General features: G+C 69.3%; 21 protein-coding genes and 2 pseudogenes. 13 read left to right on the top strand and 10 right to left on the bottom strand.

Translation table 11 applies throughout. The features are described from left to right. Positions 1-151: 151 nt before the first annotated feature. The 3 genes from ACFVV1_RS33255 to ACFVV1_RS33245 all read right to left on the bottom strand — a co-directional run bounded on the left by ACFVV1_RS33255 (position 152) and on the right by ACFVV1_RS33245 (position 3,460). A complete protein-coding gene (locus tag ACFVV1_RS33255; protein ID WP_389997104.1) occupies positions 152-802 on the bottom strand; it encodes a response regulator in 651 nt (216 codons plus the stop codon). Then, positions 799-2,259 (bottom strand): sensor histidine kinase, encoded by a 1,461-nt coding sequence (locus tag ACFVV1_RS33250; protein WP_389997101.1) that lies wholly within the window; start codon positions 2,257-2,259, stop codon positions 799-801. The genes ACFVV1_RS33255 and ACFVV1_RS33250 overlap by 4 nt, the downstream gene beginning before the upstream one ends. 466 nt (positions 2,260-2,725) lie before the next feature. Next, positions 2,726-3,460, bottom strand: coding sequence for a methyltransferase (locus ACFVV1_RS33245; protein ID WP_351268899.1), 735 nt, complete (start codon positions 3,458-3,460; stop codon positions 2,726-2,728). Positions 3,461-3,812: 352 nt separating this feature from the next. Here ACFVV1_RS33245 and ACFVV1_RS33240 point away from each other — a divergent pair, with 352 nt between their 5' ends. The 5 genes from ACFVV1_RS33240 (at position 3,813) to ACFVV1_RS33220 (ending at position 7,083) form a co-directional block, all read left to right on the top strand. Further along, complete coding sequence (locus ACFVV1_RS33240; protein ID WP_389997097.1) at positions 3,813-4,295, top strand: DUF6069 family protein; 483 nt, start codon at positions 3,813-3,815, stop codon at positions 4,293-4,295. Between the two features lie 126 nt (positions 4,296-4,421). Further along, on the top strand, positions 4,422-5,093 hold the full coding sequence (locus ACFVV1_RS33235) for an ArsR/SmtB family transcription factor (RefSeq protein WP_389997094.1): 672 nt from the start codon (positions 4,422-4,424) through the stop codon (positions 5,091-5,093). Further along, entirely contained in the window at positions 5,090-5,827 is a 738-nt protein-coding gene (locus ACFVV1_RS33230; protein ID WP_389997091.1) for an SRPBCC domain-containing protein, read from the top strand. The genes ACFVV1_RS33235 and ACFVV1_RS33230 overlap by 4 nt, the downstream gene beginning before the upstream one ends. A gap of 95 nt (positions 5,828-5,922) precedes the next feature. Continuing rightward, positions 5,923-6,495, top strand: coding sequence for a dihydrofolate reductase family protein (locus tag ACFVV1_RS33225; RefSeq protein ID WP_389997088.1), 573 nt, complete (start codon positions 5,923-5,925; stop codon positions 6,493-6,495). 213 nt (positions 6,496-6,708) lie between these two features. Then, positions 6,709-7,083 carry a hypothetical protein gene (locus ACFVV1_RS33220; protein ID WP_389997085.1) on the top strand — a complete coding sequence of 125 codons (375 nt, stop codon included), beginning with the start codon at positions 6,709-6,711 and terminating at the stop codon, positions 7,081-7,083. Between the two features lie 105 nt (positions 7,084-7,188). Here the strand turns inward: ACFVV1_RS33220 and ACFVV1_RS33215 are convergent, their stop codons facing one another. Then, a complete protein-coding gene (locus ACFVV1_RS33215) occupies positions 7,189-7,464 on the bottom strand; it encodes a hypothetical protein (RefSeq protein ID WP_389997081.1) in 276 nt (91 codons plus the stop codon). Between the two features lie 85 nt (positions 7,465-7,549). Next, the gene (locus ACFVV1_RS33210; protein WP_389997078.1) at positions 7,550-8,635 is read right to left on the bottom strand and encodes a replication-relaxation family protein; all 1,086 of its coding nucleotides are present in this window, start codon (positions 8,633-8,635) and stop codon (positions 7,550-7,552) included. A 301-nt stretch (positions 8,636-8,936) separates the two neighbouring features. Here ACFVV1_RS33210 and ACFVV1_RS33205 point away from each other — a divergent pair, with 301 nt between their 5' ends. Next, positions 8,937-9,365: a hypothetical protein gene (locus tag ACFVV1_RS33205; RefSeq protein ID WP_389997075.1), complete on the top strand. Its 429-nt coding sequence runs from the start codon at positions 8,937-8,939 to the stop codon at positions 9,363-9,365. Between the two features lie 708 nt (positions 9,366-10,073). Here ACFVV1_RS33205 and ACFVV1_RS33200 read toward each other — a convergent pair. The 3 genes from ACFVV1_RS33200 to ACFVV1_RS33190 form a co-directional block, all read right to left on the bottom strand. Then, positions 10,074-10,271, bottom strand: coding sequence for a hypothetical protein (locus tag ACFVV1_RS33200; protein WP_389997072.1), 198 nt, complete (start codon positions 10,269-10,271; stop codon positions 10,074-10,076). 150 nt (positions 10,272-10,421) lie between these two features. Continuing rightward, a complete protein-coding gene (locus tag ACFVV1_RS33195) occupies positions 10,422-10,970 on the bottom strand; it encodes a hypothetical protein (protein ID WP_389997069.1) in 549 nt (182 codons plus the stop codon). Between the two features lie 211 nt (positions 10,971-11,181). Then, positions 11,182-12,348 (bottom strand): IS701 family transposase, encoded by a 1,167-nt coding sequence (locus tag ACFVV1_RS33190; protein WP_389997067.1) that lies wholly within the window; start codon positions 12,346-12,348, stop codon positions 11,182-11,184. 205 nt (positions 12,349-12,553) lie between these two features. On the opposite strand from ACFVV1_RS33190, the gene ACFVV1_RS33185 reads away from it, so the two are divergent. After that, entirely contained in the window at positions 12,554-13,108 is a 555-nt protein-coding gene (locus ACFVV1_RS33185; RefSeq protein ID WP_389997192.1) for a hypothetical protein, read from the top strand. 12 nt (positions 13,109-13,120) lie between these two features. Here ACFVV1_RS33185 and ACFVV1_RS33180 read toward each other — a convergent pair. Further along, a pseudogene (locus ACFVV1_RS33180) lies at positions 13,121-13,384 on the bottom strand (DUF6083 domain-containing protein); the annotation flags it as partial. Positions 13,385-14,170: 786 nt separating this feature from the next. Between ACFVV1_RS33180 and ACFVV1_RS33175 the strand changes: the two are divergent. From ACFVV1_RS33175 to ACFVV1_RS33155, 5 genes and pseudogenes are all read left to right on the top strand, one after another. Further along, positions 14,171-14,743 carry a hypothetical protein gene (locus ACFVV1_RS33175; RefSeq protein WP_389997064.1) on the top strand — a complete coding sequence of 191 codons (573 nt, stop codon included), beginning with the start codon at positions 14,171-14,173 and terminating at the stop codon, positions 14,741-14,743. Positions 14,744-15,613: 870 nt separating this feature from the next. After that, entirely contained in the window at positions 15,614-15,856 is a 243-nt protein-coding gene (locus tag ACFVV1_RS33170) for a hypothetical protein (RefSeq protein ID WP_389997061.1), read from the top strand. Further along, a complete protein-coding gene (locus ACFVV1_RS33165; RefSeq protein ID WP_389997058.1) occupies positions 15,853-16,092 on the top strand; it encodes a hypothetical protein in 240 nt (79 codons plus the stop codon). The genes ACFVV1_RS33170 and ACFVV1_RS33165 overlap by 4 nt, the downstream gene beginning before the upstream one ends. A gap of 81 nt (positions 16,093-16,173) precedes the next feature. Next, positions 16,174-17,695, top strand: a pseudogene (locus tag ACFVV1_RS33160) (ISKra4 family transposase). A 313-nt stretch (positions 17,696-18,008) separates the two neighbouring features. Beyond that, positions 18,009-18,653: a hypothetical protein gene (locus ACFVV1_RS33155; protein WP_389997055.1), complete on the top strand. Its 645-nt coding sequence runs from the start codon at positions 18,009-18,011 to the stop codon at positions 18,651-18,653. A 52-nt stretch (positions 18,654-18,705) separates the two neighbouring features. Here the strand turns inward: ACFVV1_RS33155 and ACFVV1_RS33150 are convergent, their stop codons facing one another. Further along, on the bottom strand, positions 18,706-19,029 hold the full coding sequence (locus ACFVV1_RS33150) for an IS3 family transposase (RefSeq protein WP_389997052.1): 324 nt from the start codon (positions 19,027-19,029) through the stop codon (positions 18,706-18,708). A gap of 72 nt (positions 19,030-19,101) precedes the next feature. Between ACFVV1_RS33150 and ACFVV1_RS33145 the strand changes: the two genes are divergently transcribed. Continuing rightward, a complete protein-coding gene (locus ACFVV1_RS33145; protein ID WP_389997049.1) occupies positions 19,102-20,112 on the top strand; it encodes a helix-turn-helix transcriptional regulator in 1,011 nt (336 codons plus the stop codon). Positions 20,113-20,159: the final 47 nt, after the last annotated feature.

The raw sequence follows: 20,159 nt of genomic DNA, 5'->3' as shown, positions 1-20,159 counted from the left end.
CACCACGACCGCAACCGGCAACTCGGTGGCCGGGGCGTTCACCACGCGATGCGACGTCGACGGATCGGTGGTGTCGCGGGGCCCGCCGGGCGGCTACACCATGCGCCAGGACAAGGACTCGACCGGAACCGCGCCGGTCAGGCGGGACCTTTCAGGGCGTGAGACCGGCGTCGCGCGCCAGGAGGGCGGCCTGGACGCGATTGGTGACCTCCAGCGCGGCGAGGATGCGGCTGACGTGGGCCTTGACGGTGCTTTCCCGCATGCCGAGCGTCCGGGCGATGTCGGCGTTGGTGGCGCCTTCGGCGAGCAGGCCGAACACGTCCCGTTCGCGCGCCGTGAGCCGGCTGACGAGTGTTCGGGCCGTGGCGGTGCGGGGGCGGGCGGTGCGGTGGTGGCGGTCGATGAGGGCACGTGCGGCATGCGGGTGGAGCATCGCAGACCCTGCGGCGACCAGATGCACCGCGCGCACTATCTCGGCGGGGTCGGCGTCCTTGAGGAGGAAACCGTCGGCTCCTGCGGTCAGCGCGTCGTGGACGTACTCGTCGAGGTCGAAGGTGGTCAGTACTATCACCTTCGGCGGCCGCGGCAGGGCCCGCAGGCGTGCGGTGGTGGTGATGCCGTCCATGCGGGGCATGCGGATGTCGACCAGGGCGACGTCGATGCGGTGGGCGAGGGCCTGCGCGATGGCCCGCGGTCCGTCGGCGACCCGGTCAATCACGGTGATCGAGTCGTCCCCGTCGAGGACGTCGGCCAGTCCCAGACGCACGAGGGCGTCGTCGTCGACGATCAGGGTGCGGATCACGCGCGGGAACCGTTCCGTACGGGGCTCGGGTGGGGGATGCGGGCGGCGACCCGCCAGTCGCCGGCTCCGACGGGGCCCGCGTGCAGGTGGCCGTCGAGCGCTTCGACGCGCTCGGCCAGCCCGACGAGGCCGTATCCGGACGGCACCGTCCGGGCCGGGTGTGTGCCCAGGGCGTTGGTGACCTCGACGAGAGTGGCGGGAGGACCGTGGCGAACGCGAACCTTCACCGGCGAGTCGGGTGCGTGTTTGCGGGCGTTGGTCAGCGCCTCCTGGACCAGGCGCAAGACGGCGAGCCGGTGCGCGGCGGGGACTTGTTCGGCCTGGCCGTCGAAGACCGCCTCCACCCTCTGCCCGGCGGCGCGTGCCTGCTCGACAATTTCCGCGACATTGCGAAGGGTGGAGGCACCGCTGGTCGTGGCCGCCTCGACCGCCGGCGCATCGTCCGAGGAAATGGGGGAACGCAGCACACCCAGGACGTCGCGCAGGTCGATGAGTGCCTCGGTGGAGGCCGTGCGCAGCAGGGCAAGCCGTGCCGCGAGCGGCGGGGGCAGTGCTTCCTTGCCCGCGCTCAGGGCACCGGTGTGCAGCGCGATGAGACTGAGCCGGTGGCCCAGCACGTCGTGCATCTCCGCGGCGATCGCGGAACGCTCGGCCAGTCTGACGGCTCGCTCACGCAACCTCCCCTCAGCACCCAGGAGTTCGGCCTGCCGGACCCGCCTGCCCGGCAGGCGGTGGTTGCCCGCCCACACGCCGAGCACCACCCCGACGGCCAGCAACAGGACCGGACCGCAGGAACGCGTGGCCCACAGCTTCGGCACCTGGCGTACGAGCACGTTCAGCGGGAACAGCGCCTCGTCGGAGCAGGGGGATCCCACGCTCGGGCGGTCGTATCGTCCGTGCGCCGCGGCCCGTACCGGCGCCTTGCCGGCAGGCCGGCTCTGTCGGCGGTCGGTGGTCGACCGGGACCGCGGCTCGGCCCGGTCGCGCGGGCCCGGGTCCGACTCGAAGCCGGTGCGGTCGTACGGGTCCGACGGGTGGCCGGGCAGGTGCGGCGCCGCGGTTCGGCTGCCGAGCAGGACGACGTCCGACAGTGGCCGTTCGATCGGTTCGTCGACGCTCCGGCCGTGTTCGCCCACGCGTGGCAGAAGGACGGTGGCCGTCGACGCCCCAGCCGTGTCCTCGACGCCGAGCCGGCGCTCCGGGAGTACCGGTGCGCCGTTGGCCACGTCCGGTATGCGGGCGGTGTCGTGCCGGGACCGTGGGCGGTCCCGGACCTCGGCCACACTCGCGCCGGCGGTGTCGAGGTAGCCGAGAGCACGGTCGAGGCCGGGTGTGACGACGCGACCGGGGGTCGCACCGGCCGGTGCGACGGGCGACCGGGCGGGGACGAGGGCGCCGGTGAGCAGGCCGACCACGACTCGAAACGGTCGGGCGTCGGAACGGGTGGTAGGGGGCACGTCTTCCTCTCGGACGGGCAGCAGTGACGTCCTCCACAGTCGTCCGTGCACCGCCCACCCGCATCGTTCGGGGAGGACCCCCGCGCCCCAACTTTCCTCGGGGTGCTCACCTGGACTCGACTCAGGGCGACGGACGACGGACGACGGCCGGGCGTGTCCGCCGCGCGGAGCAAGCAGCGGACGAGACGGGTGACGCACGCGCGGCCAAGGGGATGGAAGACACGTGCTGGTCGGTCCTGCGGTAAGGGCGGCATGGGTGAACACCAGAACAACCAGGTGGGCCTCGTAACCGCGCCCTGATGCCCGTGGTGGCTCCTGTAGATGATGCGACGGGTCTCGGCCAGGTACGGATCCACAGCCCACACGGCCGGACCGGAACCCAAGATTCTCATGAGTCTTCCTGGGGTTCGCCGACCTGTTCGCCGGCGGTCAGGTCCCGTGCGCGAACGATGTCCCTCGGATCAGGTCATACACCGTTTCCCGCTCCGGCCCGGTGGGGGTGCGCGACCGGGTCGGTTGCCGGCTCCGACGGTCGACGCAGCAGCAATACCTTGGCCGGGGGGAGGTTCCCCCAGACCGTCCGGCAGGCCGTGGCGTACCGGCGCTGTCGGCGGGCCAGGACTTCCTCGACGGCCCGGTGGCGGCTCGCGTCGGCCCGCCCGCCCAGCAGGCTGCGCGCGCGGCGCGTGCCGAGGTAGGTGAAGTAGGTGAGCGCGCCGCCGGGGTGAAGCAGATCGAGGTAGCGGTCCATGATCGCCTCGACCTGCTCGGGGTGGAAGTTGGTGAACGGCAGACCGGAGACGATCACGTCGTAGCGGCGTCGGGTGTCGAGTTGCTCGACGAGTGTGTGGTGGACCCGGACGCGCTCCCGGTCGGCGGCCAGGTCCGGGTGGGTGCTTATGAGATGGCGCAGACGCTCGACGAAGCGCTCGTTGGACTCGACGATGTCCAGCCGGCTGTCACGGGAGAGCAGGGGGATCACGGCACGGGTCACGGAGCCGGTGCCCGCGCCTGCTTCCAGAACGTTCAGGGGCCGCGCCGTCGGTGCGCGCAGGGGGTCGGTGAGCCGACGGGCGAGGGTCCTGCCGCTGGGGGCGACGGCGCCGGTGGTGCGGAAGTCCCGTACCGCTTCGGTGAAGAACGTCCATCCTTCGGCGTTTCGCCGAGTGAGGGCACGGGGTGAGGTAGTCCAGTCGTCCATGGCATTGACGCTAAGGAGATCGCCGCCCCGGCGAAGCCGCCGTTGTGCGGCGGCCGGTGCCGACGAAAGTAGGGGGTCGTCGTGCCCGTTCGGCGGAAGCGACGGTCGGCTGCACGGTTGAGGTTTTCCACCGTGCCCTTGAGGTGGGGGCTGTAGGGCGGCAGGTCCACGACGGTCGTCCCCAGGATGCCGAACGCAGCGCGACGGTTCTGGAACCACTCCGCGAACAGCGGATTCGCAACCGCCGCGGGCGGCTGGCGCGGAAGGATCAGCCGATACCGGGACCGACAAATTTTCTTGTCTTGACAAATTTTCTCGTCGGTTGGACACTGGAGGAGTACCCGACGCAGCCGTGGTTGATGAGCCGACCACTAACGCAAGCGGCCACCCACCCCTCGGCAAGGAGACCGACGTGTCCAGATCTACCTCGATCGCCCCTGACCACGGCCCGATCACGACCAGCCGTCGCGCGCTGTGGTGGCCGGGCCTCGCGATCGCGACGGGAGGTGCTGTCGCCGCGACGGTGATCGCCGCTGCGGCAGACGCCATCGGCGTGTCGCTCGAGGTCGGCGGCGAGCGAATCCCACTGCTCGGGTTCACGCAGCTCGCCTTCGTGTTTTCGGTGGTGGGCATCGCGCTGGCAGCTTCCTGTCGGAAGTGGTCGCGTCGGCCCGCTGGGACATTCGTCCGTACGACCGTCGCACTGACGGCAGCATCTCTCCTGCCCGACCTGCTGGTCCCCGGCGCTGACGTCGCCACGCGCGTGACGCTGATCCTCACCCATCTCGCGGTCGCGGCCATCGTCATCCCTGGCCTCCAATCCCGCCTGCGATAGCTGCCGCACACGCCTCGAAAGGTGCCGGCGCAGTCGCCTCGGCCACAGCCCGGTTCGCCGTTTCAGCGACCCACCGACAAACTCTCTTGTCTTGCCAGATTTTCTATTCCAACGGAGGTTGGGCTGGTGCTGGACGTTGCTGTGATCGAAGAAGCCGCCGCCGCCGAGGCATCGCTGGACCCGATGAGGTCCCGGATCCTTGCCTCCCTGGCCAAACCCGGATCCGCCGCCATGCTGGCCGCCCGCCTGGGGCTGCCACGACAGAAGGTCAACTACCACCTCAAGGAACTGGAGCGGCACGGGCTGGTCGAGCTCACCGAGGAACGCCGCAAGGGAAACGTCACCGAGCGGGTGTACAGCGCCACCGCCTCCTCCTACGTCATCTCACCGACCGCCCTGGCCGCCGTGAGCCCGGACCCCGCCAGAGCGCCCGACCAACTCTCTGCCCGGTGGCTGCTGGCGCTGGGCGCCCGGTTGGTCCAGGAGGTCGGATCGCTGCTGACCGGTGCCTCCCGGGCCGGGCGGCGGGTGGCCACCTTCGGCATCGACGCCGAGGTCCGCTTCGCCACGGCCGCCGACCGGATGGCTTTCGCCGAAGACCTGACCCAGGCCGTGGCAGCCCTTGTCAGCCGCTACCACGACGAGGCCGCGCCGGAAGGCAGGAACTACCGCATGGTCATCGGCATGCACCAGATACCTGCCGCGCCGACTGCCGGAGGAACAGCAGCAGGCCCGCAACAGCAGACCGGGGAGACACAGGAGACCGACACCGACGCAGGACAGGAGCCCCGAGGATGACGCACCCCTTCGAGATCGAGCTGGAGACGACCCTCCAGGCGAGCCCGGAACAGGTCTGGGAGGCCATCGCGACCGGACCCGGGATCGACTCCTGGTTCATGGGACGCAACGCGGTCGAACCGCGCGAGGGCGGCGTCGCCGCCATGGACACCGGAGGCCACCGAGCCGAGGCGGTAGTAACTGCCTACGAGCCCGGCAAACGCTTCGCGACCCAGACCGCCGAGGACGAAGACGGCCGCTTCATGGCCTTCGAGTACCTGATCGAGGGACGGGACGGCGGCAGCACCGTGCTCCGCGTCGTCCACAGCGGCCTGCTCGGCGACGACTGGCAGGACGAATACGACGCCCTGCGCAGCGGCTGGCCCTTCCACCTGCAGACGCTGGTCGAGTACCTGGCCCACTTCCCCGGACGCACCGCGGAACCCGTGTTCGCGTTCGCGCCGTCCCAGGGCAGGTCGGCGCCCGAGACCCGGGCGGCCATCGCCCAGGCACTGTCGCTCCAGCCCGCGCCGGCCACGGGCGACCGGGTACATGCCGAGCCCGCCGGGCTGCCGCCACTGAACGGTGAGGTGGTCTGGGCAGACGGCGAGCGCATGAAAATCCGCACCGCCGACGCCATCTACACCTTCCATCACGGGCCCAGCACCGCGCTGATGTTCCACCACCTGTTCGGGCCGGACACGGAGGAAGCAGAGGCCGCCTGGCAGCACTGGCTGACCAGCCTCCTCAGCTGACCCCCGAACACCCCACCAAGACCACGCCGCTTCGGACACACCCGAAGCGGCGTAGGCAAGACAACCGAGCACCGCACACTCCCAAGGAAAGCGCCATGCGTACTCTGATCAGCTCCGCGTTCATCTCACTCGACGGCGTCGTGGAGGGCCCGGGCGGCGAGCCCGGCTACCGCAACACCGGATGGACTTTCAAAGAAGTCGACTTCGTCCCCGAGGCGTTCGAGATCAAGGGCCGGGAACAACAGGAGGCCACCGCGGTCCTGATGGGCCGGGTCAGCTACGAGGCATTCAGCCCGGTGTGGCCGGACATGGAGGACTTCGTCGGCTACAAGACGATGCCGAAGTACGTCGTCTCCACCACCCTCACCGACGACAAGCTCGTCACCAACTGGGGCGACACGACCATCCTGCGCTCCCTGGACGAGGTCGCCGCCCTCAAGGAGACCGACGGCGGCCCGATCATCGTCCACGGCAGCGCCTCGCTGAACCACAGCCTCGCTGACGCGGGCCTCGTCGACCGCTACCACCTCCTCGTCTACCCGCTGCTGCTCGGCGCCGGCAAGCGCCTGTTCCCCGCCACCGACAAGGACACCCAGAAGCTCAAGCTCGTCGAGCACGCGGCGTACAGCAACGGCCTGCAGAAGCAGGTCTTCGACGTCGTCCGCTGAGGCGGTCCAGCCATCCAGGCGCCGTCGCCGGGTCTTCCTCGGCGACGGCGCAGGCACGGCGGTCGTGCTACGCGCGAACCCACGCCAGAATCGACGAGGCACAACCCCGTCCGGTTCCACGCGAGAGTGCTCCGAGATTGGGCGAACCCGTCGGTTTCCCGTCGTGGGGAGCGCGCCCTGGAGCTTCTCGGCCCCGTGTGGCCGAACGAGGAAATGTGGTCGGGAACAACGCTCGCTGACGGAGGCGCGGCACTGGCTACCGCGCTGTACATCGTCGCCCGCGAGGAGAACGTCACTCCTGCTGATGTCCACCGCGCCCAGGTCGGTGAACTCATCAACCGGCATGGCGAAGCCGAGGGCGAGATCCTGCTCAGCTGGGAGGCCCGGTTGCGTGCTCTCGGGCATGACCTTGATGCCCCGGGCGACCCGGTCTCCGTCCGGTGGCGGAAGCTGCGCGGGGACAACAGCCCGCCCGGCAGCACCTCTGACGCCGTGCATATCGACCATGGTGCGGAGCACCGGTGGGGTCCTCTCGAGGGACTCCGCAGTGTCCTCGCGCCGGTCTACGAGAACCGGCTGCAGTTCTGACGGCTCTCGGAGCCGCGTCGCTCTGCGCCCCGCTGTCGCCTGGTATCTCGCCCATCCCCACGGTGCCGCACAGGTGTGCGCCGTACCCCGCTACCCGGGCTGTGGTCAGGGGGTGTCGCCCGACCAGTGGAAGCGGTGCGGGTGGCCGGGGCGTGGGTCGTACATCGCCCGGCCGCCGGGGCCGAACTGCCCGAGCTCCGTCATCAGGGCGACGCCGGTGTCGATCTCGTCTTGCGTCCAGCCGGTGATGTCGAGCAGCAGCCCGTCGAGCGGGCCGCCGGTGAGTTCGGCGTAGGTCTGTCCTGGGCGCGGCCCCGGGTCGGGGTCGTCGTGATCGTGGCCGTACACCCTGCCGCGCAGAATCTGCTCGTCGCCGTTCATCCGTTCAGCTTTCCAGCAGGCACCGACAATACGGGCCGGATGACAGCGTCGGACCCGGCCTGGGTGAAGGCCGGGCCCGTCGTGCTCACCGCGCCTTCGGCAGCGCGGCCAGGGTGCGGCGGTCCTCACTGCGGCCGACGACCCGCCACACCGGCCCATCGGCCCCGTCGCGGGTCAGCAGGGGCAGGGTCGTGGTCGCCACGGTGAGCCGGTAGTTCACGCCCCCGACGCGGCGGGCGCGGTCGTGGAAGGCGGCCTCCCTCGTTTCCGGGGCCGCGCGGCGCGGGGCGGGGGCGAAGACGAACAGCAGCGGCGGGAAGGGCCGGTCCAGGGACGGCCCGGCGTAGGTCTCCTGCCAGTGGCTGCGCGGGGCGCGGGCGGCGTTGCCGCGGCCGGACGCAGGTGCGTTGCGGTAGGCGTCGTAGCGCTCCAGCTTGGCGACCAGGCGGGCGTAGGACATCGTTCGGTCGATCTCCACGAACGCGCTGGAGCCGTCGGCCAGGAGCACCACGCCGTCGGACACCAGGGATCCGGCCGGAGTGGGGTGGGCGACTTCCACCTGCCAGTCGGCGTGGTCGGCCGCCTCCGCTTGGTGGAAGGCGACGACGGTGTCGACCAGGGCGAGGCCATGCTCACGCAAGCCCGTCTTGCTGGCCGCGCGCTTCCCCGTGGTCCGGCCGGCCCTCGGCGCGAGTTCGCCGGAGGCGGCGGCTTCGGCGAGGCCCGCCGGGGTGCAGTACCAGTAGCTGTGCTGGGCACGGTGGGTCCGGCCGACCAGAGTCGGGGATTCGTCGCGCAGGTTGCGCAGCGCGCGACGGACGTGGTCGGTGTCCTGCTGGTGGGGCAGCAGCAGCGCCTTGAGCTGGCGGGGTGTGGCCAGGCGCAGCTGAGCGAGGGTGAGCAGGACCTCGCCGCGGATGTCCGCTCCGGCCTTCGTCGCCGTGGCCTTCCGGGGCCGGGACGCTTCTCCAGGTACATCAGTACTGGGAGAAGAGGAGTTGCAACCGGCCGGGACAGGCGAATCAGGGGTCTGATCAGCAACAACCGTCAGACGACGACTGGAAGCTGCGGGGCTGGGAGCGGGGCTCGCTGCAGGGCTCGTTGCGGGGCTCGCCGTCTGCGCGGTGTCCGCCGAGGCCGGCGGCGTGTGCGGGGTGGGGGCGGTGGTCATCGCGTCCTCGGGATTCTCCGGCCGTACGTGGCCGGATCGGTGACAGGTCCGGCCCGCAGGCGCGAGGCGTGCGGGCCGGGGCCACCGTGCGAAGCCACCCCTTGTCCGCAGTCCGACGATCACCACCAACCGCGTCCGCTTCCGCCCGGTTGAGCCCCTTGGCCAGCGGTTTTGTCCGTGATCGACGTCACGGGCGCTGTCTCTCCTTGGCTCCGTCCTCTGTCCACAGGTCCCGGGCTGCACCGTGGGGCGATCGGCCGGGAGCAGCAGGTTCCCGGTGTGCGAACAGCAAGGAGCCGTCATGGAGACGACGTCGTCGAAGGTGCCCCGGCTCGCCCCCGAGCAGATCAGGCGGGCCGCCGACTACGTGGAGCTGGTCTGGCAGGACCAGGGCAGCGAGGAAGAGAAGGCCGCGCTCGCGGAGTTCCACGCGGACGGCCCCGAGCTGGCGCGGCTGATCGGTGAGTTCGGCGCGCTGCTGCTGGCCGACTACATCACCGTCGTGCCCGATGAACACGCCGACCGCGAGTCCGCGTACGCCCTCGGGCAGCTGGCGAACGTGGCGAGCCGGTACCTCAAGCGCTGGTGCTTCGCGGGCGGCGGGGCGCAGACCGCGTGGATCGCAGCTGGGTTCCTGATCGAGTGCATGCAGGAGGTCGACCAGGTTCACCAGTTCCTCACCGACGTCCGCGGCGACGCCGGCACCGGGTACGGGGCGGCTGCGGCCTGAGCCGAGACGGAAGCCGGGACAGCGCCCGGGGGCGGAGAACTCTCCTCCCCGGGCGCCGTCCCGTTCAGGCGGAATGTCGCACGTAGCGAACCCTGTCAAGAAACGATGCAGCGACCCGGCCCGCGACGGTACGCATCCGATGCTGTGCACTCCCGACTCCGATGTCGAGCATCGGATGCCGTGCACTCTCCGAACATCGGGGGCGGCGGCACGCACCGGGTGCGGTGCACTCCGCACGATGCCGTGCACTCCCCGGGCCGATGGTGCGCATCAGGGACCCACGGTGCGGACCATCGGTGCGGCAGTGCGTACCGACGCGGATGGTCCGCGCCACCGGCACGAACGTGCGCGCACCGTCCATTCGATGGTGCGCGGTGCGGTCTGGGTGGTGTGCGATGCCGCCCCCGAGAACGGGCCGAACAGAGCCGGGCTCCTCTATCACACACCCCCTTGGCCGCCACCTTGACCAACCCCCGAATGCGCGTCAGGTCACACGAAGTTGGTGTTCGGGCGGCACCGACGGACGCGCGCCGCGCTCCGGCCGGGCGGCGCACCGCCTCAGTCGGAAATGGCCGGGGAGTGCAGCGCACCACGATGCGCACCGGTGCGGTGGCCGGGAGTGCACGGCATCGTCGGCGTGCGCACCGGTGCGCACGATGTCGTACACCGCCGACACCAAGTGCGCGCAGATGCCGGGATGTCGCGCACTCACCGCTGACGATGCCGGCGCGGGTGCACGGACCGCCACGGGTTCAGCCAGCCACCGGGGTACTGCCGCGAGCGGCGCCGGACCGACGGTGGCTTCGGGGGCCGGAACAGCGCCGCCCGCAGCCGGGACGCGTCGGCGAGCTGCTCCAGGCGCTCCATCTGCTCCGGCGAGATGTACGCCGGGGTCGGTTCGACCATCGGGGCCTCCATGCTTCGGCGGGTCACTCCCCCGCACCCTCACCGAATCCCGCCGCGTCCAGGGCGTGCGCTGCAGCCGCGTCCCGACAGCTGGCCCGCCGACTTCGCCGCCCGTCCCGCAGGACGGAGTTCGCTGGCCGGTTGGCACCCTCAGCGATCGCGGCCCGCTCCCCTGCCCTGGTCGGGCTGCGTTGTGTGCTGCTGCCGACTGACCGGTTCTGCGGCCGGGGCCTGCTTCGCCTGGTCCGCCTGTTCTTCGACCACGCGGCCGCAGCCGTCGGACGCGTGAGTGAGCGCGGCGAGACGGGCAAGGTTCTGCGGCGAGGTCATCCACGTCGCGGGGTCCGTCGTACGGCCCTCCAGATACTCCTGCGGCATCGCTGCCTGCTGGTGGACATGGACGGCAGCGGCCCGCTGCGCCGGAGTTCGAGCGGCATCCCGGTCCGGGCGGTCGACGGCGGGCGGTGCGGCCGACGCGGTCGCGGCCCGAGCTTCCTCCCGTACGGCGGACGGTTCGATGAGGGCGGCGCGGATCGCGTTCTGCAGAGCGAGGCTGGCGACCCGGGCCCGCTCGTACCGGCTCGACTCACGCGGCGGCTTCCCATCGGAGCCGACGACCCACCAGCGATCGGGCCAGGCGAAATCGGCGGTGTAGGTGAGCTGATCCGGGGCTGGGGTCCGCCGGCCCTTCCGGGGCACGGTGAGTTGACGGCCGTAGCGCTCTAGTACTGCAACCGCGTTTGGTGTGACGGAAGCTCATTTCAAGGGCTGTGGCCTCGTCGTTTGTAGTGGCTGACGCGTGCGCGGTGTTGTGCTTGCCTGCGCCAGTGGGACCAGTGCAGGACCCGGGCGAACGGAGGAAGGAGACGTGCTGTGAGGTGGGCGGTCAGGCGGCGGATCTCGGGCAGGCTCAGCGGGACGAGGTGCGCTTCTCCGGATTCTGATCCCCTTTTTTGAGCTCTTCCACGCGGACCGTTGTCAGGTAGGCGTGGGCCGCCATGGCGAGGGTGATGTGTCGGTACCAGGCGTGGTATTTACGGACCTGGTAGTGGTCGAGGCCGCATTCGTTCTTTGCGGTCTGGAAACACTCCTCGATCGTCCACCGGCGGCCGGCCACGGTCAGGAGGGTGTTCAGGGCGGTGCCTTCGGGTGCGAAGCACACGTAGTAGGCGATCTCAGTGGGATCGGTGATGCTGCGGCGGGCCAGGACCCAGTGCTCGACACCTTCCTCACGCCATGGGCGGATCGGCGCCCGGGCCCAGTCGTAGACGCGCTCGCCGTGGGCGCCCCGCCCGCATGAACGGCGCTTCCACGCCTGTCGGGGCAAGCCGGCGACCAGTTCGTCCACGGGATGGTCCATGCGTGAGGAGGTGACGACGGTGTCGGTGCGGCGGGTTGCCAGCACGTGGAACACCCCGCGCTGTTCAAGCCAGTAGCGCAAGCCCTTGACCTGCCCGTACGCCTCATCGGCGGTCAGCCACGCGAACGGCACCCGGGCAGCGAGCGCCCGCTCGATCATCGCCTTGGCGTGGTCGATCTTCGTGGCGAAGGCGACCTCGTCGGGGATTGCTGCGGCGCGGCAGCGCTCACGGTCGTCGGTCCAGGACGCGGGCAGGTACAGCTCACGGTCGATCAGCGTGTGACCGGCATTGGTGGCATAGGCCAGAAATGTGCCGACCTGGCTGTTCTCGACCCGGCCCGCCGTACCGGTGTACTGGCGCTGGACCCCGGCCGAGCGAACGCCCTTCTTCAAAAACCCTGTGTCGTCCACGATCAGAACGGCCTGCCGGTCGCCGAGACGCCCAACAACGAACTCCCGCACGTCGTCCCGGACTTCGTCCGCATCCCAGTCGCACGTATTGAGTAATCGCTGCAAGCGGTCCGGCCGGTCATGCCCCGCCCGCTCCGCGACCGTCCACGCGTTCTTCCGCTCCAGCGACGACACCAGCCCATGCATATAGGCCAACGCCGATTCGCGGGGCTCAGAGCGCTGGAAACGGTGCACGAACCGCTCATGCACCTCCTCCAGCCCCGCCACCCACCGCCACACGTCACCAGCTTCGAGGTCCCCACCCATGACAGGAACAACGACCACGCCGACAACCCGTCACGCCAAACGCAGTTGCAGTACTAGTACGGACTCGGCTCCGGCGTTGGTGCATGCGTTGGCGGCGACGCTGAAGCTCCTCGCACTGCCAGCACAGCCACCCTTTTTGAGGGGAGAGGACTGTTGCGTTCGAGCAGGACGGGCTCGCGCATTTTGTGCGTTGCTCTGGCCCGTCGTGGATGACGACGCGTTTCTCACCGTTGCTCTGCAGGTCGTAGCCGGTAGGCCGCTTGGTCAGTACGTGGGCGTCGTGACGCAGGGGGTGGAAGGGTACGAACTCGTTGGCGACGTGATCGGGGTCATCCGTGTTGAAGTGTTCGTGGCAGCGTTGGGCCCACCAGCGGCGTACGACGTTGAAGTCGGCGAGGTGCCAGACCCAGATGTTTCCGCCGGTGAGCTCGAGGACCTGCTGCCCCAGCCTGCCGGTGGCCTGTTCCTGGTCGATGCTGGTCAGTTCCCAGCGTCCTTCGTTCAGGTCACAGATTCCGTTTTCGCAGCGTTGCTTCGTGAGGGCGTCGTGGGCGATGCACTGCAGTTCCTCGATGGCGCAGGGCCCGATCCGGAGCGAGCCGTGACAGTTGATCACGTGGCGGATGTGCTGGACCTGCTCGGGGCCGGGGCTTTCGACCTCTTCCTCCGTGACGGCCTCGACGAAGGGGACGAAGGTGCCGCTCTCGATGCCGGCGCGCATCCGTACCGCGAGGCGTCGGACGACGTCTTGCAGGTCTGAGGGGAGGTCGGGGTGGTCGACTGCTGGGCAGACCGCGGGGTGAGGGATTCGGCAGTATCTGCTGGAGGCATCGGTGCCCGGATAGGCCACTCCGCGGTCGATGTACCAGCGCATCTTCACGGGAATTAGACAGGCGGGAAACTCGCAGGTCAGAGGGATACGCAAGCCGTCATGCCGTTCGAACCACTCAACCGGGGTTCCGCAGTACTTGCACAGGGATGCGGCAACCCTCCGAAGGACTTTCGTCCGGTTGGAACGGTGAAGGTGTATCGACATAGGGCCCTACTTCCGGCCGGGGCTTGTTGTGCTGCGCCCCGTGTCGGGCGGGGCTTGTTGGTCATTCGGGCGGTGCGGCCGACACGCTGTTCGTCAGCTGCCCAAAGTCCGCTGGTACCGCCTCGGCGAGCGAAGGGCATGTCTCGGGGTCGGGGGTGCTGTCCGTCGCGACGCCGCTCTTCTCGGCTGGTGTGGTGCGCTGGGGCGCTGCAGGGTGGCAGGCGGGGCATTTGGCGAGGAGGGAATGCTCTTGGGTGTAGCTCCTCTGAAGGGATGGGCAGAGCTGGGGCGTTGGCAAACCGGCCGCTGCCGGTGCGGCTAACCCCCGCTTGAGCAGTTGCAGGTCGGAGTGTCGGTCGAACGAAGATCGATTTGAGCGGTCGTCGCTGATGTGCGGCATGGCGGCCGGAAGCACCGGTAGCATCACGCCCCAGTTGTGAACCCGCAGCTCGGTACTGATGGGGGCCATCCCTTCAGAGGTGCTACACCCGGCTCTTTCGGACATGCCACCGATTTGCGATCTGGATCGCGTCGGGAGCTGCGGCGGAGCGGCCGAAGCGGAGGCGCCAGCACGGTCGCGGCAGACCGCCTCGCTGCCGTTCCGTCCGGCGAGCACCGGACGAAGGTATCCGCTTTCCGGACGGCGATCCTTCGGTGTGTCCGTGAATGGTCACAGGAACGTCGTGGATCCAGGACATCCCGTTCTCGGTGTACGACGTAGTGCATGGTGCACGAACAAGCAGTTCACAGACGTCAGCTGCTCCAACTCTTCGAAGGACCGCCCTCATGGCCTCCCTGCGTACTCGTTCCGTTCTGCTCGCCGCCGCCCTCGTCGCTGGAACCGCTTTGCTGACGGCCTGCCAGAGCGACACGGGCGACAAGGCCTCCTCGGCCGCAACGGCCACCGCCTCTTCGACGGAGGCGGCTGCCGAGGCTAAGGACTCGTCGGGTGCGGACAGCAACGCCGACGCGTCGGCCTCCTCCGGCACGAAGGCGCCGGCCGCGGACAGCGACTCCAGCGGTACCGGTAAGGCTGGCTCGGGATCCACCCCCGAGAGCGCCGGCGACGGGGCCAGCCAGGGCAAGGGGGGCAAGGGCGTGAGCGGCACGTGGTTCGGGAAAGTGTCGTACCTGGCGCCCGGCAAGTACACGGTCACCGGCCCGAAGGGTGAGGAGCAGGCATTCTTCACGTCCGATGACACGGAGATCTGGGGTGCGGGTAACACCTGCGGCGACGAGAACGGCCAGTCCGCCACCAAGTGCACCGAGCAGGAGCTGGAAGCTGCCGCGCAGAAGGGCCTCACCGCCGAGGTGAAGATCAGCAACGGCATCGCCACCCGCATCACCGACGACCACTGACCCTTCAGCTAGAGCCGAGACCCCGGACCTGCGGGGCTTCTGCCACCGTCGACGCCTGCCCTACGCGCTCGGCGTCGCGGTGGACCTGACCCTGGATGGGCCGCTCGGAAAGCCCGAACGCGACCAGGGCCGCATGCGGTGGCCTGGATGAATGCCTGCCGCAGATGTCCCTCCGCACTGGTCGAGCGGGAAGCCTGGAGCACTCCGGTTCTCCCTGGTCAGCGGAGCCTGTGCTGCCATCTCCAAACACTGGACGGACGACATGCGGCAGCCCGCGACGACGTGATGATGCTGCTCGCCGTGACCGACGCCGGCGCAATGAGCGAGACGGCGCCTCATGCAGGTGCCGTGTTGGTAGGCGGCCTGTAGGGGGCCCCGCACTCCCGTCGCCGGTTCTATGTTCTCTGGATGTGGCCCTTCTGTAGGGACGGATACCCGCAGCCCGCGGCAGGATTTGGCCTGTCACCACCCGGGGTCCGGCCGTCTTCCCCCACACCTGTGCCTGCGAGCACTGCCAGAAGCTCGGCGGCACCCCCGTGATGTGGTGGGTGGGATTCGAGACGGTCACCTGGACCGGCGAGAGCGAGCCGACCTGGTACGAGACCTTCGAAGGCGAGGCTAAGCTTGCAATTTTAAGGACGCCAAGATCGTTGAGGTTTGGGTTCTGTTGTTCACCGGACATGGGTACGGCCTTCGGGTGACGCTTGGTTCTCGCCAGAGATCCAGCTGCACCAGAAGGCCGTGATGGACAACCCCTGCCCGCGTCGAGGCGTTGTCCGGGTTATCCAGGTTGGGTGCGGCTCCTTTCCGGGGACAGTTGAGCTGGGGTTTTCGCTGATCCGGGTGTGGCGGGGTGATGTCGTCTTTACCGTGCCGGTAGAGGAGGCGGTGCGGTCCCGGGTGGCCGAACTTGAGCAGGAGATCGCCGCGCTGACCGTGCGGCTGGAGGCCGAGCGGAACCGGCTGGAGCGGTTGACCGTGACGCGGGAGACACTGGACGAACTCGCGGCCGAGGGAGTGGCCGTCGGCGCAGTGGCGCCGCTCTCGATAGAGGTCGAGCCGGTGGGCGGGTGGTCGGAGTGCAGACCGTCACCGTCTGGCGGGAGGGGATGACCAGTGCGGATCTCCCGCCGGTCTACCGTGACATCGTGGACGTGGTCGACGATGCGCCGGGGCCGGTGCAGGCGAAGCAGATCGTCCCTCGGATCGGCCTGCCCGCGAAGACGTCGAAGATCGAGGGGACGCGGTCGAAACTGAAACGGCTGGTCGAGCGGGACTGGCTGGACGAGGAGAGGCCGGGACTGTTTACCCCCTCGGCCCCCCGGACGGTGTCCGGGTCGGCGGGATAGGCCAACTTCCGGTGTTCAAGGGGCTCTTCTTCCTACATTCGATGGCGCCAACCGATTCGAAGTGCGGAAAGAAGAGCCCGGATGGAACGCTACGACACAGGCAACGTGCCTGACCCGTTTGCCTGCTCGATGGAAGCGGCCAAGTCGCTGGCAGTACGGTTGTCGGCACCCGAGACCGCGGAGTTGGACCATGCCATGGTGGAACACCTGATCGAGGCCGAGGGCCAGGAGATCCTGCGCCGCTTCTTCCAGGATCACCTCGACCTACGCGCCCGGCATGAGGAACAGAACCCGCCACCGCAGGAGGTCGCTGACGCGGACGGCGTGTTACGCCCCGTACCGTGAAACCGGACACGCACGCCAGCTGACCTGCCTGTTCGGCACGGTGACCGTGACACGGTGCGCCTGGCGGAGCCGGGGCCGGCCGAACGTGCACCCGGCCGACGCGGAGCTGTCGCTGCCGCGCGGCCGGCACAGCCACGGCATTAAACGCCTCGCGGTCCGCGAAGCGATCCGCTCCTCCTTCGACCAGGCCGTCGAAGCGATCGGGGACCGGTGCGGGCCAGTGCTGGGCAAACGCCGCGCGGAGAGCCTGGTCGTGGAAGCCGCCCGCGACATCGACACCTTCTACCACCACAAGATCGCCTCCCCGTGCACGGCCGACATGCCACTGGTCATCCAGGTCGACGGCAAAGGTGTGGTCATGCGGCCCGAAGCACTGCGCGAGGCCACCCGCCGCGCCGCCGAGGCGAAGAAACGGCAGGGCCGCCAGGCCCGGCTCGCGCCGGGCGAGAAACCAAACCGGAAACGGATGGCAACGATCGCCTGCGTCCACGACACCGTTCCCGCCGTGCGTCGCCCGCACGACATCGTCCACCCGCCCGGCGGCCGCACCCACCAGCGCACAGTGCGTCCCGGACCAAAGGCCATCAACCGCTGGCGCACCGCCTCGGTGATCCACAATCCGGACGACGTGATCGCCGAAGCCTTCACCCAGGCAGGCGACCGCGACCCCGGCCATCACCGGCCCTGGATCGTCCTCGTCGACGGCGCCCGCCACCAACTCGACCTCATCAAAGCCGAAGCGGAACGCCGCGAAGTGACCATCCGTACCCTGATCGACTTCGTGCATGTCGCGGAATATGTGTGGTCGGCGGCGCACGCCTTCCATCCTGTCGGCAGCATCGAGGCCGAGACCTTCGCCGCCCAGACACTCACCGGGATCCTGCACGGACACGCCGCCCGCGTCGCCGACGAAATGACCGCCAGGGCCGACACCGAGCACCTCGCCGGCACCAAACACGACAGCGTCACCACCTGCGTGCGCTACCTCACCGGACATCTCGACCAGCTCCGCTACGACACCGCGCTGGAAGCAGGCTGGCCGATCGCGACCGGCTCGGTCGAAGGCGCCTGCCGGCACCTCATCGGTGACCGCCTCGACATCACCGGCGCCCGCTGGGGCCTCGACGGCGCCGAAGCCGTCCTCAAGCTCCGCGCCGTCCACGCCAATGGCGACCTCGACGCCTACCTCGCCTACCACCACACCCGCGAGCACCAGCGCACCTACCCCGACCAGCACCACTACCAACTCATCGCCTGATCAACGACCTTCCCTCGAAAGGAGCCGCACCCATCTGCGTACCTGTCAGTGCGACGCGCGCGGCTGTAGCTGGCATCCGCGTCACCGCGGCTGCGCAGGTCCGGTACTGCTCATCCTCACCCGGGAACACGGCGGCCGCCTCTGGCGGCTCGCCGACGTCTGCGCCGCCTGCGCGGCAGCCACCACACACGCCGCTGTCGTCCCCGACACCGCGCTTCCCGCCTCACCGGAAACTCACACGGCACCGACCAGGAACCGGGCACGCAGTCGGCGGGAGCATCGCGGTCCGTCCGAGCAGGTCCGTGTACGCGAGATGCTCAGCTACCTCGCCGCGGATCTCCCCACGCAGACCACCGCCGCGGCCCGCCTACTGGCCCTGCAGTGCGCCTTGCGCTCCAATGCAGCCGGGTATGTACACATCCCCACCGGGCTGCTCCGCGGCATGCGCCTCGACTTCCACGCCACCGCCCCGCACGAGGAACTGCAGGACGCCCACTGGCTGCACTCCCCCGCCCACCCCTGCACTGGGCGTGCGGGTTTCACCGCACAGCTGCTGGACGCCGCGGTACGCACCCAGGCCCCAGCCCGGCACGATCGGGCCCGCGCCGCCGACTGGGCCCTGCGCACCTGCCCAGCAACGCGGTTCCGCCCTCATGGGCTGCTCCCGCGCCTACTGGCACTCGTGCTCACCGCCCATCTCCCGGTGGGCAGCCCCCAGGCACCCCTACTTGCCGAGGGAGACCTGCTCGCCCGGATATGCGGTCTCACCCCACCAGAGCTCGTCCCCGTACTCGACCTGCTCGCCCACACAGACTTCCTGCTGTCCTGGGCCTACGGCCCCAACCTCGAAGACGTGCAGTGGGAGTTCGCGCTACCGAATCCGCTCCCCTGTAACCAAGGACCAAACAGAAGCGCCCTCGCCGACACTCTTACCTCTGGGACTCTCGGTTCGGAGTGAGCAGCGATGCGAAGGGCCGCGAGAGGTTCCCCCGGTGCGCGGGAGGTGCTGATCAGCTGGTCAGATCGGGTTGACGGGGTTTCAGGTTCGTTCGTTCGGACGCTGCCGGATTGGCGTAGTGCTTCTCCTCGAACTCGATCGGGCTGAGCCAGCCGAGCCGTTCCTGGATGCGCCGGCCGTTATAGAAGCCGTCGATGTACTCGAACAGGGGCGAGGTTCGCCTCGGCCCTCGTGGCGAAGACTCGTCCGCGCACGCCCAGGGCTTCGGACAAGCGCCTGCACAGTACCTGGCTCCGAGCCTCCGAGTCGGCCGCCCTCGTACGCTCTCGCGATGGCCGGCCGCCCGCCGCTTGGCTTTTGGCGGGCGGCCGGCCATGTGCTGGGGCTACGTATCTGACGGAGCCCACCTATCACCCAGCAGTTCGGTAACGGACGTATAGTTCGCGCCATGCCCGACCCCAGTCGCCCCTCCCCGCTGAGCTCACTCATCGGGGTCGATGTCGACGCGACGGCCGAGCGGGTCTATCGGGCGTTGGTCTCCGGCGGACCGGCGCTCGGGCCGGATCTCGCCGGCCTGCTGGGGATCTCGGTCGAGGACATCGAAACGGCGATCGGTGCGTTGCGGCAGGTGGGCCTGGTTGACATGGCCGACGGCGGAGGAATCTCGGCGGTGTCGCCGTCGCTGGCGCTCAAGGGGATGGTCGCGCAGCGCGAGCAACAGGTCAGGGCTGCCCGAACGGCACTCGACGAGCTCGCGGAGGAGTACCGGAGGGCGCGCGAGGTGCAGCTGTCGAACGGCATCGAGATCGTTCGGGGTCGCAGCGAGATCGGCAGCTGGCTCAATGGCCTGTTGCTGTCCGCCAAGGAGCAGTTCCGGATGTTCGCGAAACCACCGTTCGCGGTTTTCGGGATCTCCGAAACTGACACCGAACGCGAGGTCGCCGGCCGTGGTCTGCGTGAGCGGATCATCATCGAACGGACCGTGCTGGATGAGCCCGCCGCGGAGAAGGACCTGGTCGCCTCCCTGGATCGGGGACAGGAGATCCGCATGGTGCAGTCGTTACCGGCGAAGCTGCTGATCGTCGACGATTCGATTGCGATCGTGCAGCTCGACGAGGGTGGGCACGCGCACTCGGAGATCGCGGTGGTGCGCGCCGGGGGGCTGCTGGACTGTCTGGTGTTCAGCTTCGAGAGCCTGTGGCGGTCGGCCATGCAACTGCGGGAGGCCCCCGGCCGTAGGGTCGATCCGAACTTGGCATCGCCGAAGGATCTCGCCGACCCGGCGGACCGGGAGGTCCTGATGCTGTTGCTGGCTGGGTACACCGATGCCGCGGTCGCTGCCCGACTGGGGATCAGCCTGCGGACCATGCAGCGCAGGGTCCGCAGGCTGATGGATCTGGCTGGCACCGAATCCCGGGTGTTGCTTGGCTGGCACGCGCGGGACCGGGGCTGGCTTTGAACGCCTTCGTCCCGTCGAGCCACCGACTGCGGTGACTCGACGGGACG

Origin of the sequence: Streptomyces sp. NPDC058092 (assembly GCF_042884935.1) — a bacterium.
GTDB lineage: Bacteria > Actinomycetota > Actinomycetes > Streptomycetales > Streptomycetaceae > Streptomyces.
Note: the sequence above shows the minus strand (reverse complement) of the source record. Positions and strands in the feature narration are given on the sequence as shown.